Annotated in this window: 12 protein-coding genes and 1 pseudogene; 2 read left to right on the forward strand and 11 right to left on the reverse strand. The window is 68.2% G+C overall.

Annotation, left to right across the window (positions count from 1 at the left end):
• The first annotated feature begins 61 nt into the window (after positions 1-61).
• Positions 62-2,707, forward strand: coding sequence for an aminopeptidase N (pepN, locus tag BoBH3_RS21840; RefSeq protein WP_262332965.1), 2,646 nt, complete (start codon positions 62-64; stop codon positions 2,705-2,707).
• A 396-nt stretch (positions 2,708-3,103) separates the two neighbouring features.
• Positions 3,104-5,323, forward strand: coding sequence for a PAS domain-containing sensor histidine kinase (locus BoBH3_RS21845; RefSeq protein WP_262332966.1), 2,220 nt, complete (start codon positions 3,104-3,106; stop codon positions 5,321-5,323).
• A gap of 117 nt (positions 5,324-5,440) precedes the next feature.
• Here the strand turns inward: BoBH3_RS21845 and BoBH3_RS21850 are convergent, their stop codons facing one another.
• From BoBH3_RS21850 to BoBH3_RS21900, 11 genes and pseudogenes are all read right to left on the reverse strand, one after another.
• The gene (locus tag BoBH3_RS21850) at positions 5,441-8,398 is read right to left on the reverse strand and encodes a bifunctional [glutamine synthetase] adenylyltransferase/[glutamine synthetase]-adenylyl-L-tyrosine phosphorylase (RefSeq protein WP_262332967.1); all 2,958 of its coding nucleotides are present in this window, start codon (positions 8,396-8,398) and stop codon (positions 5,441-5,443) included.
• A 15-nt stretch (positions 8,399-8,413) separates the two neighbouring features.
• Positions 8,414-9,907: a sensor histidine kinase gene (locus BoBH3_RS21855; protein ID WP_262332968.1), complete on the reverse strand. Its 1,494-nt coding sequence runs from the start codon at positions 9,905-9,907 to the stop codon at positions 8,414-8,416.
• Positions 9,894-10,577, reverse strand: a complete 684-nt coding sequence (locus tag BoBH3_RS21860; protein WP_262332969.1) for a response regulator transcription factor — start codon at positions 10,575-10,577, stop codon at positions 9,894-9,896. Before BoBH3_RS21860 ends, BoBH3_RS21855 begins: the two co-directional genes overlap by 14 nt.
• 134 nt (positions 10,578-10,711) lie before the next feature.
• Positions 10,712-11,887: pseudogene (locus BoBH3_RS21865) on the reverse strand (Do family serine endopeptidase); the annotation flags it as partial.
• A 125-nt stretch (positions 11,888-12,012) separates the two neighbouring features.
• Positions 12,013-12,483, reverse strand: a complete 471-nt coding sequence (locus tag BoBH3_RS21870; RefSeq protein ID WP_262332970.1) for a cytochrome c-type biogenesis protein — start codon at positions 12,481-12,483, stop codon at positions 12,013-12,015.
• 5 nt (positions 12,484-12,488) lie between these two features.
• Complete coding sequence (locus tag BoBH3_RS21875; protein ID WP_262332971.1) at positions 12,489-14,468, reverse strand: heme lyase CcmF/NrfE family subunit; 1,980 nt, start codon at positions 14,466-14,468, stop codon at positions 12,489-12,491.
• Positions 14,469-14,475: 7 nt separating this feature from the next.
• Positions 14,476-14,940 (reverse strand): cytochrome c maturation protein CcmE, encoded by a 465-nt coding sequence (gene ccmE, locus BoBH3_RS21880; protein ID WP_262333074.1) that lies wholly within the window; start codon positions 14,938-14,940, stop codon positions 14,476-14,478.
• 56 nt (positions 14,941-14,996) lie between these two features.
• Entirely contained in the window at positions 14,997-16,097 is a 1,101-nt protein-coding gene (gene ccmI / locus BoBH3_RS21885) for a c-type cytochrome biogenesis protein CcmI (protein ID WP_262332972.1), read from the reverse strand.
• Between the two features lie 88 nt (positions 16,098-16,185).
• Positions 16,186-17,559, reverse strand: a complete 1,374-nt coding sequence (locus BoBH3_RS21890) for a sensor histidine kinase (protein WP_262332973.1) — start codon at positions 17,557-17,559, stop codon at positions 16,186-16,188.
• A 9-nt stretch (positions 17,560-17,568) separates the two neighbouring features.
• Positions 17,569-18,237, reverse strand: a complete 669-nt coding sequence (locus BoBH3_RS21895; RefSeq protein WP_262332974.1) for a response regulator transcription factor — start codon at positions 18,235-18,237, stop codon at positions 17,569-17,571.
• A 104-nt stretch (positions 18,238-18,341) separates the two neighbouring features.
• Entirely contained in the window at positions 18,342-18,650 is a 309-nt protein-coding gene (locus BoBH3_RS21900) for a PepSY domain-containing protein (protein ID WP_262332975.1), read from the reverse strand.
• Positions 18,651-18,693: the final 43 nt, after the last annotated feature.

An 18,693-nucleotide genomic window follows, 5' to 3' on the forward strand; every position in this document is an offset into this window, starting at 1 on the left:
GTTTCCATCCAATCCCGGCATGTTCTAGAGATGGGCCCTGACCTCCGTCATCAGGGTTTCCATGCGCAACGACGATGCTCCGCTGATCCGCCTCGAGGATTACCGCCCCTCCGACTGGCTTATCGACACGGTCGATCTCGACATCAGCCTGCATCCGCAGAAGACCCGCGTGCGCGCCCTCCTGGCCCTGCGGCCCAACCCGGCGGGGAAGTCCGGCGCGCCCCTCGTCCTCGACGGCGATGAGCTGGCGCTGAAGGCGCTGAGCATCGATGGCAAGCCGCTCGACGCCGCCGCCTACACGGCGACGCCGCAGGCCCTGACGATCCCGAGCCCGCCGCCGCACGACTTCACGCTGACCGTCGAGACGGAGATAGACCCCTCGGCCAACACCAAGCTGATGGGGCTCTATCGCTCCTCGCGGGTCTACTGCACGCAATGCGAGGCGGACGGCTTCCGCCGCATCACCTATTTCCTCGACCGGCCGGACGTCATGAGCGTCTATACGGTGAGGCTGGAGGCGGCGAAGGCCGAGGCGCCGGTGCTGCTCTCGAACGGCAACCTCGTCGCCACCGGCGAGGTGCCGGGCAGCGACCGGCATTTCGCCGTCTGGCACGATCCGCATCCCAAGCCCGCCTATCTCTTCGCCCTGGTGGGCGGCGCGCTCGACCATGTCCGGCAGCCTTACGTCACGGCGGACGGCCACAAGGTCGAGCTCGCCGTCTATGTCGAGCCGGGCAAGGCCGACCGCGCCGGCTGGGCGCTCGACTCGCTCGTGCGCTGCATGCGCTGGGACGAGCAGGTCTTCGGCCGCAACTACGATCTGGACGTGTTCAACGTCGTCGCCGTGTCCGATTTCAACATGGGCGCGATGGAGAACAAGGGCCTCAACATCTTCAACGACAAATACGTGCTGGCCGATCCGCAGACCGCGACGGACGGCGACTACGCCTCGATCGAGGCGATCATCGCGCATGAGTACTTCCACAACTGGACCGGCAACCGCATCACCTGCCGCGACTGGTTCCAGCTCTGCCTCAAGGAAGGGCTGACCGTCTTCCGCGACCAGGAGTTCTCGGCGGACGAGCGCTCGCGGCCGGTGAAGCGCATCGCCGATGTGCGCACGCTGCGCTCGACCCAGTTCTCCGAGGATGCAGGCCCCCTCGCCCATCCCGTGCGGCCGCGCGCCTACAAGGAAATCAACAACTTCTACACGCCGACGGTCTACGAGAAGGGCGCGGAGGTCATCCGCATGCTCAAGGTCCTGATCGGGGACGAGGCCTTCCGGCAGGGCATGGACCTCTATTTCGAGCGCTGCGACGGCACTGCCGCGACGATCGAGGAATTCCTCGCCTGCTTTGCCGAGGCCTCGGGCCAGGACCTCTCCCATTTCGCCCGCTGGTACGAGCAGTCCGGCACGCCGACCATCGTCGCATCCGGCCGCTACGACGCCAAAGCGAAGCGCTATACGCTCGACCTCGCACAGAGCACGCCGCCGACGCCGGGCCAGCCGGAGAAGGCGCCGGTCGTGCTGCCGATCAGCCTCGGCCTCGTCGGCACCAAGGGCGATCTTCCGCTGAAAACCTCCTCCAACGCCTATGCCGGTGATGGGCTCGTCGTGCTCGACGGCCCCTCGCTCTCGATCACCTTCGACGACGTGCCGGAGGCGCCGATCCCCTCGCTGCTGCGCGGCTTCTCGGCGCCGGCCCGGCTGGAGCTCGACCTGGCCGATGCCGACCTGCTGCGGCTGTTCTCCGCCGACAGCGATTCCTTCAACCGCTGGCAGGCGCTGCAGAGCATCGCGACGCGCGCCCTCGTCGCTGCCGGCAGGCCGGGCGCCGACAAGCAGCCGCTCGCCGCAACCGCCGCTGCGCTGGGGCAGGCGCTCGACGCCTTCCTGAGTGCCGAAGGCCTCGCCGATCCGGCCTTCGCCGCGCAGGTGCTGCGCCTCCCGGCGCCGGCCGACATCGCCCGCGAGATCGGCAGGGATGTCGACCCCGAGGCGATCTTCTCCGCCCATCGCAGCCTCTCGGGTGCGGTCGGCAAGGCGCTGATCGGCCATATGCCGGGTTTGAGCGCTGCGCTGGCGACAAGCGGCCCTTACCGCGCCGATGCGGCCTCGGCCGGACGCCGTGCGCTGCGCAACGAATTGCTAGGCCTCGCGGCGCTCGCTGCGCCGGCCAAGGGCGCCGATCTCTGCGAGGAGCAGTTCGCCACGGCCGACAACCTCACCGACCGGCTGGCGGCTCTGGCAGCGATGACGCTGATCCCCAGCGAGCGGCGCGAGAATCTGATCGCGCGCTTCGCTGAGGCCTATGCCGGCGAGCCGCTGGTGCTCGACAAGTGGCTGATGGCACAGGCGCTGATCGCCGAGCCCGGCACGCTCGACCGCGTCAAGAAGCTGATGCAGCACCCCGTCTTCTCGCTCGGCAACCCGAACCGCGTGCGCGCGCTGATCGGCGGCTTCGCGGCCAATCTCACCCAGTTCAACCGGCCAGACGGCGAGGGTTACGCCTTCGTTTCCGACATCGTCGTCGCGCTCGACCGGACGAACCCGCAGGTCGCCTCGCGCCTGCTCGGCTCGTTCAAGAGCTGGCGGATGCTGGAGCCGCGCCGCCAGCGCTTCGCGCGTGAGGCGCTGAGCACTGTCGCGCGTATGCCGAACCTGTCGCGGGACGTGGCGGATATCGCGGAGCGGGCACTGGCGTAGCCGTCATGCTCGGGCTCGACCCGAGCATCTCGGAAACCAGCGCCTTCTCGTCCTGAGATTCTCGGGTCGAAGCTTTGCTTCGCCCGAGAATGACGCGCGCCCGTCGAATCGTTAACGCCGACCTGTCCGAAACATTAACGTTTCATTACGCGCAAAGGATTCATTCTTCTGTTAATACAACCTATGGGAGAATTCTGCCCCCTTGACTCAACTCAGGGCTAGACAAAGCAGGCCGCCCGGATTCAATTACTGATGATTCGCGGGGATGCGGCACGTCTCCCGATCTTACTGACGGCGAACAGACCGAAGGGGACGGGCATGTCGCGTGCCGACGCAAGCAGCGCATCCGTGCGCGCTGATACGATTCTGGGTGTAGCACGATCGCTCACCCATCCATTGTATCAGCGTTTTCAGGGCCTTGAGCCCACCTTCCGCACCGCCATCCCCGCCCTCGTCGGCATCTTCCTCGTCATTCTCGGCGCCGGCGCGGTCGTCCAGACCTCCGCCATGCGGGACGACGCTCTCGTCGACGCCGCCGGCGACATGGACCTCGTCTCGGCGCTGGTCGCCCGCGAGCTCGACACTGCGGCGCTCGCCGGCAGGGGCCCGGCCGACGTGCTCGCCGCGCTGACCGCCCGCCACCTCGCCGCCCATGGCCGCATCGTGCATGTCAGCGGCGCCGATGGCCGCGTCGTCGCGAGCGAGCCGGCCATCGGCCGGACCGAACGCACCCTCGTCGACTTCCTCGGCCAGACGCAGCCGCTCACCGTCTTCGGCGATCGCGCCGGCGTTCTGCGGATCACGTTGCCCAACGGCGCCGACGTCCTCGCCAGCGTGCGCAACCTCGCCGCCCCGCTGGGTCAGGTCGCGGTGCTGCAGCCGGTCTCCCGCGCTCTCTCCACCTGGCAGATCCGCCGCGCCGGGCTCGCCATCCTGTTCAGCGCGGCGGGCTTCGTGCTGGCCCTGACGACATTCGCCTTCATGCTTCAGTCGAAGCGCGCCATTGCCGCGGACCAGGACTGCGATTGCGTCCGCGAGCGCATCGACACGGCGCTCAACCGCGGCCATTGCGGCCTCTGGGACTGGGACCTGGCGCGTGGCCGCATCTACTGGTCGGATTCGATGTATGCGCTGCTCGGCTATGATCGGCTCGGCGAATACATGTCCTTCGGCGAGGTGATGAGCTTCATCCACCGCGACGATGTCGACCTCTACGAACTGGCCGACGCGATCAGCCGCGGCGAGGCCAATCATCTCGACCAGGAATTCCGCGTCCGCGCCGCCTCCGGCGAATGGCTCTGGCTCAAGGCCCGCGCAGAGCTCGTGATCGACCGGCGGACCCGCTCGCGCCATCTCGTCGGCATCGTCGTCGACATCTCCGAGCAGCGCCGCATGGCCGAGCGCACCGCAACCGCCGATGCCCGCCTGCGCGATGCGGTCGAGGCGATCTCGGAGGCCTTCGTGCTCTGGGATGCCGACAACCGGCTCGTGCTCTGCAACGCCAAGTACCAGCAGTTGCACCAGCTCCCGGCCGAGGCGCTGCAGGCCGGCGTCACCTACGACCAGATCATGGAGTTCTCGGCCCAACCGCAGATCGACCGCGAGCCAACGCGTGTCCAGCGCGGAACGGGCGGCTGCTCGTCCTATGAGGCACGGCTCTCGGACGGGCGCTGGCTCCAGATCAACGGCCGCCGCACCAAGGACGGCGGCTCGGTCTCGGTCGGCACCGACATCACCGAGCTCAAGCAGCAGGAGGAGCGGCTGACGCAGTCCGAGCACCAGCTCCTCAAGCACGTCACCGACCTCAAGGCCTCGCGCCAGAAGCTCGAGACCCAGGCCCAGCAGCTCGCCGATCTCGCCGAGCGCTATCTGGAACAGAAGGCCTCGGCCGAGACCGCCAACCGCGCCAAGTCCGAGTTCCTCGCCAATATGAGCCACGAGCTGCGCACGCCGCTCAATGCGATCATCGGCTTCTCCGAGATCATGGAGAACGGGATGTTCGGGCCGCTCGGCGAAAAGTACACCGACTATGTCCGCGATATCCGCTCCAGCGGCGGCTACCTGCTCGGCATCATCGACGACATCCTCGACATGTCGCGCATCGAAGCCGGCAAGGTGCGGCTGGAGCGCAGCGAGATCGCGCTCAAGCCCGTGCTCGACGAGGCGTTGCGCCGGGTGCATCCCGAGATCGAGCGCAAGCAGCTCATGCTCACCGTCGAGGGCCCGCTCGACACCCATATGGAGGCCGATCCGCGGGCGCTCTACCAGATCCTCGGCAACCTGCTCGACAACGCCGCCAAGTTCACGCCGGAGGGCGGGCGCATCGCTGTGCGCACGCGCCATGTCCCGGGTGCGCTCAACATCTTCATCGAGGACACCGGCATCGGCATCCCGAAGGAGAAGCTGGAGCGGGTCGGGCGGCCCTTCGAGCAGGTCGAGGGCGATCTGGTGCGCAGCTACAAGGGTTCCGGTCTCGGCCTCGCCATCGCGCGCTCGCTCACCGAGCTACATGGCGGCTCGCTGAGGCTGCGCTCGGCCATGGGCGCCGGCACCATCGTCATGGTCCACCTGCCGCTCGACGGCGGCGCTGGGCGGGTGACGGCGCAGGCGGCGTGACAGGCTTGTAGCATCTTAGAGCCGGCATGCTCGTGCTTGTCCCGAGCATCTCTTCCCGAAAGAGGCTTCTGCGCCCTCGCCGACCCGAGATTCTCGGGTCAAGCCCGAAAATGACGCCTAATTGGACTTCCGGGCTTCGCCCAGCACGCGCGTAAAGATCGCCCTCACCCCGGCGCGGACCTCATCCAGCTCGGCCTTCAGCACCTTGGCGTCCGGCCGGCCGACTGCCGTCGCGATCCGGCGCAGCACGCGGGGCGGAACGGCCTTGGGGTCGAAAGCCTCCTCGACCGTGAAGCGCTGCCAGAGCTGGACATCGCCGATCAGCCGATGCGCCTCGCCCAGCGCCGAGGCGTCGCCGTCCGACAGAAGCCCCGCCGCCCGCGCCGCCGCGAAGACCGAGGCCGTATCGTTGACGATCAGGCTCGGGTGCCCGTTCGCATAGGCGAGCAGCAGGAACTGGGCGAGGAAATCGAGATCGGTGATGCCGCCGGCTGCAAGCTTCAGGTCCCACGGGTCCTTCTCGCCCTTCTCCTTCGCGATCAGTCCCCGCATCTCGGAGACCGCCGCCGCGACCCTGGCCGGGTCACGCTTGCGCGAAAGGATGCCGCGGATGGCGGCTTCGGCCCGTTTTGCCAGCCCGGCATCGCCGGCGACGACGCGGGCGCGGGTCAGCGCCATCTCCTCCCAGATCTCGGCCTCGCCGTCGTGATAGGCCTCGAAGCCGGCGAATTGCGTCGCCGCCGGGCTCTTGTTGCCGGTGGGGCGCAGCCGCATGTCGACCTGATAGAGCGTGCCGCGCCGCGTCGGCACCGTCAGCGCCGCGACGAGCCGCTGAGTGAAGCGGATATGCCAGGTAACGGGGTCGAGGCTCTTGGCGCCATCGCTCGGGCCGGCATCCTCCGGCCGGTCATAGAGCATGATAAGATCGAGATCGGACGAGGGCGTCAGCTCGCCCGCTCCGAGCCGGCCCAGCCCGAGGACAACCGTCTCGGCGCCGGCAATGACGCCGTGATCCTCGACGAAGGCCGCGCGGGTGTTGGCGAAGGCGACGCGCAGGCAGGCCTCGGCCACCGCGCAATAGGCCTGCCCTGCCCCCTGCGCCGGGTAGACGCCGGAGAGCAGCCGCGCGCCGACCAGGAAATTCTCCTGTCGGGCGGCATCGCGCAGCCGATCGAGCCCGTCCTCGACGCTGGGCGGTGGAGAACCGACGAAATTCCCGATGCGCCGCTCCAGCGCGTCGACATCGAGCGTCGCCTGGCCGAAGGCCGGATCGATGACGCCGTCGAGCACATGCGGATGCAGCGCCGCGACCTTGGCCAGGCGCGGGGCGCTGCCGAGAATATCGGCGAAGAGCGTCAGCAGGGAATCATGCGAGCGCAGCAGGGTCAGCAGCTCGACCGCCGCCGGCATCCTGACGAAGGCATTGTCGAGATGGGCAAGCGCGCCGTCGGGATCGGCCGTGCGGCCGAGCGCGACGAGCAGCGCCGGTGTCAGCTCCGTCAGCACCTCGCGGGCGCGGGCGCTGGTGACGGCGGCGCGGCGGCCGAAATGCCAGCCGCGCACTGTTTCTGCGGCGGTCGCCGCGTCACGGAAGCCGAGCTTGCCCAGCGTCTCCAGCGTCTCGGGGTCGGGCTCGGAACCGGTGAAGCTCAACGTGCCGGCTTCCGCGGCGAGGCTTGGCCCTTCCTCGAAGAGCAGGGCGTAATGGCCCTCGACGCGCTTGGCATGGGCCGTCAACGCCTTGCCGAAGGCCGCCGTGTTCGCATAGCCGCAGAAGCGGGAGAAGGCTTCGAGATCGCCCGCGGGCTTGGGCAGGGTCTGGGTTTGCTCGTCATCGCGCATCTGCAGACGATGCTCGATGGTGCGCAGCCAGCGATAGGACTCCGAAAGCTCGTCGCGCGCCTGCGGCGTGATCCAGCCCTCGTTCGTCAGCTCCTTCAGCATGTCGAGCGTGCGCGAGCCGCGCAAAGCAGGCCGCCTGCCGCCGAAGACGAGTTGCTGCGTCTGGACGAAGAACTCGATCTCGCGGATGCCGCCCCGGCCGAGCTTCACGTTGTGGCCGGCGACCGCGATGGTCTCGTGGCCCTTCACCGTCTGGATCTGGCGCTTCATCGCATGGATGTCGGCGATGGTGGCGAAGTCGAAATATTTGCGCCAGATGAAGGGCGAAAGGTCCTTGATGAAGCGCTGGCCGAGCGCGGTGTCGCCCGCGATGGGCCGCGCCTTGATCATGGCCGCGCGTTCCCAGTTCTGGCCGACCGTCTCGTAATAGGAATAGGCGCTCGGCAGGGAGACCGCGACATGGGTCGAGGCGGGGTCCGGCCGCAGGCGCAGGTCGACGCGGAAGACATAGCCGTCCGGCGTGCGCTCCTGGATGATGCGGGCGATCTGCTGGGTGATCCTGACGAAGAAGCTCGAAGGCTCGCCGACGCCGGCCGCCTCCGCGGCCTCGGGATCGAAGAAGACGACGATGTCGATGTCCGACGAGTAGTTCAGCTCGCCCGCGCCATGCTTGCCGAGCGCCAGCACGACGAGGCCGGAGCCCGGGCCGGGGTCGGCCGGGTCCTTCAGCTCGATCTTGCCGAGACCGGCGGCTTGCCGGAGCACATGGTCGGTTGCGAGACGAACGGCCATGTCGGCCGTGGCCGTCAGTGCCGCGGTGACCGTCTCGACATCCCAGACGCCGCCGATATCGGCGAGCGCGATGAGCAGCGCCATGGCCCGGCGGAAGCGGCGCAGCTCGCGCATCAGGTCTGAGGTCTCGCAGCCGGAGGCTCCGAAGGCCGCGATCCGTTCAAGCAGCGCGTCGCGGCGCGCCTCGGGCGGCTCTGTCAGGCAGGCGAGCAGCCCCTCCGGATCGAAGCGCATGATCTGGGTGAGGAAGGGCGAATGCGCCAGCACGCCGGCGACCAGCGCCGCACTCTGCAGATTCTCCGCGAAATGCTTCTTGAGCCGCCCGGCCTCGCCCTCGTCACGCAGCCGCTCGATCAGCTCCCGCGTCAGCAGCGCCTCGGCCTTGGCACGTGCGGGCAGAGCCGGCGCCGCATGCACCCTGTCGCAAAGCCGTTCCGCCATGACACGCCACTCCCCTCAGAGGGTGGGCAGGCCAGCAGGGTTTGATGTCTCTGTCGAGGCGGCAGGCTCGGAAGGCGCCTGCGTTTCCACAGGCTTGGGTTCGGCGGGGAGTGCGATGACGACGCGCAGGCCGGGCGCGTTGTCCTCAAGCCGCAGTTGGCCACCATGCAGGCGCACGACGCCGGCGGCGAGCGAGAGGCCGAGCCCGAAGCCCGGCTTGCTGCGGCTGGCGTCGAGCCGGACGAAGCGGTCGAGCACGCGGCCGCGATCGGCCTCGGGAATGCCGGGGCCATGATCGGCGATGGACAGCTCGACCTCGCCGCCGGCCTGCCGGGCCGCGACCGTCACGGTGCCGTCACCGCCCTGCTCCGGCGCTCCGTATTTCAGAGCGTTGTCGATCAGGTTGTTCAGCGCCTGCCCGATCAGCTCGCGATTGCCGCGGACCTGCAGGCCCGGCGCGACGTCCGAGGTGAGCGAGAGGCCCGCTTCCTCGGCCAGTGGCTCATAGAGCTCCGCGAGGCCGGAGACGATCTCGGAAAGGTCGAGCTCGGCCATGTTGTCGCTGACGCGGCCGGCCTCCAGCCGCGCGATCATCAAGAGCGCGTTGAAGACGCGGATCAGGTTGTCCGCCTCCTCGATGGACCCGTCGAGGGCGGCGCGCAGTTCGTCAGGCGTCCTGGCGCTGCGCAGAGCCTCCTCGGCCTTGTTGCGCAGGCGGGTCAGCGGCGTCTTGAGGTCGTGGGCGATGTTGTCCGTGACCTGCTGCATGCCGGCCATCAGCTCGCCGATACGATCGAGCATCGCATTGAGATTGAGCGCCAGCCGGTCGAGCTCATCGCCCGTGCCTGTCACGGCGAGGCGGCCCTTGAGATCGCCTTCCATGATGCCGGCAGCGGTCTCGCTCATGCCGTCGATTCGCTTGAGCACGCGCCGCGCCACGAACCAGCTGGCGAAGCAGCCGAGGATGAAGACCAGCGCCAGCGACCAACCCGCTGCACGACGGATGACGATGCGTAGCCGTTCGCGCTCCTCGAGATCGCGGCCGACGAGCAGGCGGAAGCCCGCCGGTAGTGCGAAGACGCGCACGATCGCCCGGCTCGGCGTATCCAGCGTCTCGCTGGAACGGGCATATTCGATTTCGCTCTCGCCGGTCCTGTCGAGCGTTCCGGGCGGCAACGCCTCGACATTGCCGGCAATGCGCTCGCCGACGGGTGTGGTCACGAGGTAGAGCGAGGCGCCCGGCGCCCGCGAGCGGCGCTCGATGATGCCGACCAGCCGCCGGATGCCGCCCAGCCGCTGCTGCTCGGCCAGCCCCTGGATCTCGGCATCGATGGTCGAGCGGATCTGGTCTGTCAGCAGGCGCTGGGCGTTCCAGGAGACATAGCCGAGCACGAGCGCGGCGAAGATCGCGAAGATGACGAGATAGGCCGCCGCCAGCTTGAAGGCCGTCGTCCGGAACAGCGTAGGCAGAAATCTCGGCCTCGCGCGCGGGGCGTCAGCGGGCGCCATCGCGCACCATGTACCCCGCGCCGCGGATGGTGTGGATCATCGCGTGCTCGAAGCCCTTGTCGACCTTGGAGCGCAGGCGGCTGACATGCACGTCGATGACGTTGGTCTGCGGATCGAAGTGATAATCCCAGACGTTCTCGAGCAGCATAGTACGGGTCACGACCTGGCCGGCGTGCTTCATGAGATATTCGAGCAGGCGGAATTCGCGCGGCTGCAGCGCGATCTCCTGCCCCTCGCGGGTGACGCGATGGGCCAGCCGATCCAGCACCAGCTCGCCGACGCGATACACCGTGGGCTCGGAGGCCGGGGCGGCACGGCGGCGCGACAACACCTCGACGCGGGCGAGCAGCTCGGAGAAGGCATAGGGCTTGGGGAGATAATCGTCGCCGCCGGCGCGCAGGCCCTTCACCCGGTCGTCGACCTGCGCCAGCGCCGAGAGGATCAGGGCCGGCGTGTCGTCCCTCTGCTCGCGCAGCGAGCGGATCAGGGAGAGGCCATCGAGCCGCGGCAGCATGCGGTCCACGACCAGCACGTCGTAGCCGCCGCCCTCGGCCATGGCATAGCCCTCGAGCCCGTCGGCGGCATGGTCGGCGACATGGCCGACCTCCCGGAAGGCCTTGGTCAGGTAGGCCGCAGCCTCGGCATCATCTTCAACGATCAGGAGTCGCATGGGCGGAAGCCTAGCTCATCAAAAAAGAAAACGGCAGGCCGGAGGATACGCATCCGGCCTGCCGCCGCGTCGGCAAGATCCTTTGGCTGGGGCGACGAAAACCTAAAGGACCCGCCCCTGCCTCATCAGGCCGCCGGCTGGCGGCCGACCTCGAAGGTCACCTCACGCGACTTGCCCTCGCGGAAGACGGTGATCGTGGTCTTGGCACCCGGCGCGAAGCTCGCGATCTTGCGCGAGAGCTCGCGGGCGTCCTTGATCGCGTCGCCGTTGACGGCGGTGATCGTGTCGCCGCGGCGGATGCCCGCCTTGGCGGCCGGACCGTCGCCCTGAGCCTCGGCGACGAGCGCACCCTTGGCTTCCTTCAGGCCGATGGCCTCTGCCATCTCGCCGGTGACCGGCTGGATCTGCACGCCGATGAAGCCGCGCGCCACCTTGCCGTCCTTCTTCAGCTGGTCGACGACCTGCTTGACGGTCGAGGCGGGAATCGCGAAGGCGATGCCGACATTGCCGCCGGACGGCGAGTAGATCGCGGTGTTGACGCCGACGACTTCGCCGCTCTGGTTGAAGGTCGGGCCGCCCGAGTTGCCGCGGTTGATCGGCGCGTCGATCTGGATGAAATCGTCATAGGGGCCGGAGCCGATGTCGCGACCCTGCGCCGAGACGATGCCCGCCGTGACCGTGCCGCCGAGGCCGAAGGGGTTGCCGATCGCCAGCACCCAGTCACCGATGCGAGCCTTGCCCTCGGCGAGCTTCACGAACGGGAAGTCGCCGGCATCCTTGACCTTCAGCAGGGCGAGATCGGTGCGCGGGTCGGTGCCGACCACCTTGGCCGCCAGCGTCTTGCCGGAGTCGGTGACGAGTTCGACCTCGACCGCGTTCTCGACCACGTGGTTGTTGGTCACCACATAGCCGTCCTGGCTGACGAAGAAGCCGGAACCCTGGGCCATGCCCTGGCGCGGCTGCTGCTTCGGCTGCGGACGCTCCGGGCGGGCGTTCTCACCGAACTCGCGGAAGAAGCGGCGCAGTTCGGGCGGCAGGTCGTCGAGGTTGCGCTCGTCGCTGGCGTTGGCGGCCTGGGTTTTGACCCGGACCGAGACGACGGCCGGCTTCGCCTTCTCGACGAGGTCGGCGAAGGAGGGCACCGCCGCCTGCGTTCCGGAAAGCTGGATCGGCTGGGCGAAGGCGTTGTGGTTCTGCATCAGCGCGCTGTCGGCGATGCCGGCGGCGAGACCGATGCCGAGAATGGCAGTGCCGGCGAGAAGGGCGCCGCGCTTCAGGATGGAGTGACGGGTGTCGTTCTGTGTCGTCATGATGGAACCTCGTGGAGAGACAGGGTCTCCCCCTGCTCGTGAGATGCACCATGAAGCCCGCCGCCTTACGCGGCTTTGGCCTGAACATGACGGTTTCGTAAGGTTGATACCGCCTGAGACGCGGCTCAGGCCTGCTCGTCCCGCATCAGCTTCTCGATGCGGCTGCGTTCCTCTTCCGTCAGAGGCGGTGCGGCTACGGGCTCCATCGCAGCCCCGCGCCTGCTCCGACGCCAGACAAAGCCCGCTGCGGCGACGAGCACGAGGAAGGGCGCCGCCCAGAGCAGCAGCGTCTGCGCATTGAAGGGCGGGCGCAGCAGGACGAAATCGCCATAGCGGGCGACGACGAAGTCGACCACCGCCTTGTCGTTGTCGCCCGCGACGATCCGCTCGCGCACGAGGATGCGCAGGTCCCGCGCCAGTGGCGCATCGGAATCGTCGATCGACTGGTTCTGGCAGACGAGGCAGCGCAGCTCGGCGGAAATCGCGCGCGCCCGCTGCTCGAGCGCCGTGTTCGGCAGCACCTCGTCAGGCTGGACGGCCCGCGCGCCAGTCAGCGCAAGCAGCAGGACACCGAATGCGAGGAAAAGCCGCCGCATCGCCCCTACTCCGCCGGCTGGGCGGCGGCCGTGGCCGGCGCGGCGCGCTTCGGCACCGCCAAGCGGAAGCGCCTGTCCGACAGCGAGAGCACCCCGCCGGCAGCCATGACGATCGAACCGATCCAGATCAACAGGATGAGCGGCTTGTCGTAGAGGCGAACCGCAACGCCGCCGTCCTGCGCCTCGCCGAGGCTGACATAGGCCTGGCTCAAGCCGTCCGTGCGGATGCCGGCCTCGGTCGTGGGCATGTTGCGAGCGGTGTAGATCCGCTTGGATCCCTCGAGCGGCGCCAGTTCGCGGCCTCCGGAGAAGAGCTGGAAGCGGGCGACCTCGGCCCGGAAATTCGGGCCGGTGCGCGGCGTCACGGATTCGAGCACGATGGTATAGCGCCCGCTGGCCAGGCGCTCGCCGGGCTTGAGGACCGCGATGGCCTCTGTGCTCCAGGCCTGGGCGGCGATGCCGATGATGCTGAGGCCGATGCCGGCATGGGCCAGCGCTGCGCCCCAGGCGGAGCGCGGCAGCCCCTTCGCCCGCGACAGCGCCGCGCGCCAGCCGCTTGCGCGCGGGACGATACGCTCGGCCAGATCGAAGCCCGCGGCCAGAACCAGGAAGAGGCCGAGCCCGATGCCCAGTGGGGCCAGGACCGGCCCTCCTTTCGTGAAGGCGATCAGGGCCAGCGCCGCCAGAACCGCGAGACCGAAGGCCATGGCATTGCGTTGGGCGGCGCCGAGCAGATCGCCACGCTTCCAGGCGAGCGACTGGCCGAGCGGCAGGATGAGCAGCAGCGGCACCATCACGGGTATGAAGGTGGCGTTGTAGAACGGCGCACCGACCGAAATCTTGGCGCCGGTCAGCATCTCCAGCACCAGCGGGTAGAGCGTGCCGATGAAGACGGTCGCGCAGGCCGTCGCCAGGAAGATGTTGTTGACGACGAGCGCGCTCTCCCGCGAGACCGGCGCGAAGAGCCCGCCCTGCCTGAGCAGCGGCGCCCGCCAGGCGAAGAGCGCGAGCGAGCCGCCGACGAAGAAGACCAGGATCAGCAGGATGAAGACGCCACGCGCGGGGTCGCTGGCGAAGGAATGCACCGAGGTCAGCACGCCGGAGCGGACGATGAAGGTGCCGAGCAGCGAGAGCGAGAAGGTCAGGATCGCAAGCAGGATCGTCCAGACCTTGAGCGCGTCGCGCTTCTCCATCACGACCGTGGAGTGGATCAGCGCGGTGCCGGCGATCCAGGGCATGAAGGAGGCGTTCTCGACCGGATCCCAGAACCACCAGCCGCCCCAGCCGAGCTCGTAATAGGCCCAGTAGGAGCCCATCGCGATGCCGAGCGTCAGGAAGGTCCAGGCCAGCAGGGTCCAGGGCCGGACGGCACGCGCCCACATCGCGTCGATGCGCCCGTCGATCAGCGCCGCGACGGCGAAGGCATAGGTGATCGAGAAGCCGACATAGCCGATATAAAGAAGCGGCGGATGGATCGCGAGGCCGAGGTCCTGCAGGATCGGGTTGAGGTCCTGCCCCTCGGCCGGCGCCGGGGAGAGACGCTCGAAAGGGTTCGAGGTGAACAGGGTGAAGGCGAGGAAAGCGACCGCCACCAGTCCCTGAGCGGCGAGCGCGCCAGCCCGCAGACGCGGCGGCAGCGAGTTGTGCGAGATTGCCACCAGCGCGCCGAAAAGCGTCAGGATCAGCACCCACAGCAGCATCGAGCCTTCGTGGTTGCCCCAGACCGAGGTGAGCTTGTAGATCAGCGGCTGCGCGGAATGGGAGTTGGCGACGACGTTGCCGACCGAGAAATCCGAGCGGACGTAAGCCGTCACCAGCGCCGCGAAGGAGAGCGCGACGAGCGCGAAGGCGATCAGCGCCGCGCTGCTGCCGACCGAGGCGAGCGCCCGGTCCTGCCGGACGAGGCCCCAGAACGGCACTAGCGCCTGGATGATCGAGACGCCGAACGCGAGCGCCAGCGCATAATGTCCAATCTCGACGATCATGCGTGGCTCATGGTTTTGCCGGGGCCGGCGCGTCGGCACCGCCGGGCTGCCAGTGCCCCTGCTTCTTCAGGGCATCGGCCACTTCGCGCGGCATATAGGTCTCGTCATGCTTCGCCAGCACTGAATCCGCCCGGAAGCTCCCAGCTCCCTCGAAGACACCCTCGGTGACGACGCCCTGCCCTTCCCGGAAGAGATCCGGCAGGAGCCCCTTGTAGCTGACCTTGATCGCGTTGTTGCCGTCGGTGACCGTGAAGCCGATGCGCTGGTCAGGGCCGCGTTGGACCGAGCCTGCCTCGACCAGCCCGCCGAGGCGCATGCGCGTACCGGGCGCTACGCCCTTCTCGGCGATCTCGGTGGGACCATAGAAGAACACGATCGAATCCCGCATGGCGAAGAGCACGAGGCCCGCCGCGAAGCACAGCACGGCGCCAGCGGCCGCAATCAGGCCGAGCCGGCGCTGCTTGCGCGTCATGCGGCGTTTGGTCGGCAAGGGGTTGGCGGGCACGGGCCGCACCGGCTGGGCGACGCTCATGGTGTCTCCTTCAACGCCAATTCATCGGCCAAGGCGTCGATGGCGGCAAGCGCCGCCGCATCCTGCGCCAGCCTTTCCCGCGCCGTCTTCACCGCCTGAAGCGCGGCGGCCTTCTCGCCGAGAACGGAGCGGGCGCGGATCAAGCGGCTCCATTCCATCACCGTGCCACCACCTTCGGCGAGACGCGCGGCCAGTCCATCCACCATGCCCTTGATCGCCTGCTGACGCTCGCCTTCGGGCAGCGCAGCGACGGCCCTGCGTCCGGCATCGCCCTGCATCTTCTCGATGCGTGCGCGCACGGCGCCTGCCCATTCGGCGTCAGGCGACGCATCGGCAAGGAGTTGCTGCAAGGCCGAGAGGGCTCCGTCGCCGTCACCGTCCTGCTCCTTCGCCATGGCAAGGTAGTATCGTGCCCGCGCATTCTTCGGATCGAGCTTCACGGCCTCCGCCAGCGCCTCGCGCGCATCAGCGGTCACGACGCCGCCCGCTTCGAGGATACGCGCCTCACCGAGCCCGGCGAGAAGATCGGTGTCCGGCTTGCTATGGCGCGCGGCCGCGGCAAAGGCCTTGGCGGCCTCATCAAAGCGACCCTGGCGCAGATAGATCGGCGCCAGCAACGACCAGCCCCTTGCATCGGCCGGGTTTGCGGCGAGATGGGCCTCCATGCGAGCGAGCACGACGGCAAAGTCCTGCTGCGGGCCCGCCTTCGCCAGACGCTCCGTCAGAGGCTGGTCCGGCAGATTGGGCGAGCCGTAGAGCCCATAGACCAGCAGGGCCAGCAGCGGCACGACCGAAAGCATGAGGGCGGAGCTGGCGCGGCGGCGGCGAAGCGAAGGTTCGGTCTCGCCGGCCGGGCTCGCCTCGTCGCTCGCGGCGCGCAGCAGGCGGCGGGCGGCCTCGGCACGGGCGGCTTCCGCCTCGCTCGCGCCGATCAGGTTGCGGGCGAGATCGCGGTCGATCTCCTTGAGCTGGGCGCGATAGAGGCTGCGGGCATCGGCCACATCGGCGAAGCCCTGCGTCCGGCCATGACTCAACGGCCAGAGCAAGGCGAAGATCGCCGCTCCCGTCATCGCTGCAAGGATCGCCCAGAGCATCATGCGGCCTACTTAACCAATCAGCCCGTCAGGTTCATGGTGACAAAGGGTCACGCGTTCTTCTTTGATCCAAGTCGAACCTGCGGCAGATCTAGATCGAGGGCAGGACGAGCCGTGCCCGCAGGCCGCCGAGCGGCGAGCGCTGCAGGCTCAGGCCACCGCCATAGAGCTTGGCGAGATCGACGACAATGGAGAGGCCGAGGCCGGAGCCCGGCGTCGCTTCGTCTAGTCGCCGTCCGCGCTTCACCACCTCCGCCATCGCCTCCTCGGGCAGGCCGGGGCCGTCATCGTCGATCAGCAGCTCCATCCGCTCGGAAGCGCCGCCCTCCTCGTCCAGCGTCACCCGAACACTGGAGGCCGCCCATTTGAAGGCGTTGTCCAGCAGATTGCCCAGCATCTCCTCGAGATCCTGCTTCTCGCCACGGAAGCGCAAATGCGCCGGGACGTCATGGGAGCCGGCAATGCCGCGGCCCTGCGATATCTTAGTGAAGGTTCGCAGCAGCGCATCGAGCGAGGGGTTGACCTCGGTGACGCCGCCAAGCGCGCCGGAAAGCGCCGCCGCCCGCGCCCGGTCGAGATAATACTGGACCTGATCGCGCATGATCGCCGTCTGGGTCCGCACGGTCTGCGGCAGTTGGCCCTTGCCCGTGCCGGTCTCGTTCATCATCACGCTGAGCGGCGTCTTCAGCGCATGGGCGAGGTTTCCGACCTGCGTGCGGGCGCGGTCGAGGATCTCGTGATTGGCGTCGATGAGCTGGTTGAGCTCGCTCGCCAGCGGCGCGAGGTCCGGCGGATATTGGCCGGCGATGCGCGGGCTCTCGCCGGTGCGCACAGCTCCGACCGCCCTGCGCAGCCTGACCAGCGGGCGCAGGCCGAAGCGCACCTGCACGAGCGTCGAGGCGACGAGCGCGAGCGCGAGCAGCAGAAAGGTCATCGCCAGCGCGAAGCGGAAATCCTGGATGTCGCCCTCGATCTCGTCAGCCGGCGCGGCGACCGCGACGGTGAAGCGTCCGTCCTCGCCGACATCGATTTCGCGCTCCAGGATGCGCAACAGGCGGTCATCCGGCCCCGAGACGTAGCTTTCGCGCAGGCCGCGGCTGTTCGGCGCGATGTCCTGGTCGACCAGTTTCGGAAGCTGGCCGCCCACCAGCGAGCGCGACGAGCGCACATTCGGCCGCTCACCGTCGAGGCGGATGATCTGCCAGTACCAGCCGGTCAGCGGCAGATCGAAGCGCGGCTCGCCGAGATCGCCCACCGTCTGACGCTCCGTCTCGGGCGGGGCGGCGAGGTCCGCGACGAGTTGCTTGATGTAGACGGACAACCGCTCGTCGAAGCCGCGCTCGGCCGAGCGGCGGTAGAAGGTGGTGAGACCGACACCGGCGAGCACCAGGATCAGCACGCAGCAGAAGGCGGCCGAGAGGAAAAGGCGCGCTCCCAGCGAATAACGGTGCGACTTGAAGGGCATGCCCCGAATTTAGACCTTTTCCGGCGCCGCGGCGATATAGCCGAGGCCCCGGACGGTCTCGATGATCTCGACGCCGAGCTTCTTGCGCAGGCGGCCTACGAAGACCTCGATCGTATTCGAATCGCGGTCGAAATCCTGATCGTAGAGATGCTCGACCAGCTCCGTGCGCGAGACGACCCTGCCCTGGTGATGCATCAGATAGGAGAGCAGACGGTATTCATGCGAGGTCAGCTTGACCGGATTGCCGTCGACCACGACGCGGCTGGCGCGGGTGTCGAGGCGAACGGGGCCGCAGACCAGTTCCGAGGTCGCATGGCCGGCGGCGCGGCGCAGCAGCGCGCGGACGCGGGCCAGCAGTTCCTCGATATGGAAAGGCTTCACGACATAGTCGTCGGCGCCGGCGTCGAAGCCGCCGACCTTGTCGCTCCAGCGGTCGCGCGCGGTCAGGATCAGCACCGGCATGACCTTGCCCGCGCGGCGCCAGCCCTGCAGCACCGCGACGCCATCGACCTTGGGCAGACCGAGATCGAGGATGACGGCGTCATAGGGCTCGGTCTCGCCGAGATAGAGCCCTTCCTCTCCGTCGAAAGCCTTGTCGACGGCGTAGCCGGCATTCTCCAGCGCGGTCACGATCTGGCGGTTGAGGTCCTTGTCGTCCTCGACGACGAGCAGTCTCACAGTTTGTTCGCTCCAGTTGGCAGCGGCAGCGCAGCTTGTTGGCTTATCGCATCTTCTTCAGGGGAAACGATACCCGCGTCGCTCGACAATGACCTGAATCGTGCTCAGCGAATGGTGGAAACCTTGCCGGATTGCCCTTCCAGCGTCACCCGGGCGACGCGGCCGTCGCGCTTCAGCGTGGTGACGACATAGACGAAATCCTCGCCCTGCCGACAGAGCCGGATGCGGACGACCTCGCCCGGCGCGGCATGCCGGGCATGGCGGGAGGCTTCCGCCGGGTTCATGACCCGCCCATCGGAGACGGCATCACGCATCTCGTCGGACGACAGACAAGAGATCGGCGTCGCATCGTCGACGAGCACGATCGGCATCGGCGGCGAGGCGAGAAGAGCAAAGGCGAGGATGGGTTCCACCGGCATCACCAAAAGGGCTAACCCCAACGGCCTGAATGCGCCA

Origin of the sequence: Allobosea sp. BH3, from assembly GCF_025499465.1 — a bacterium.
Classification (GTDB): Bacteria; Pseudomonadota; Alphaproteobacteria; order Rhizobiales; family Beijerinckiaceae; genus Allobosea.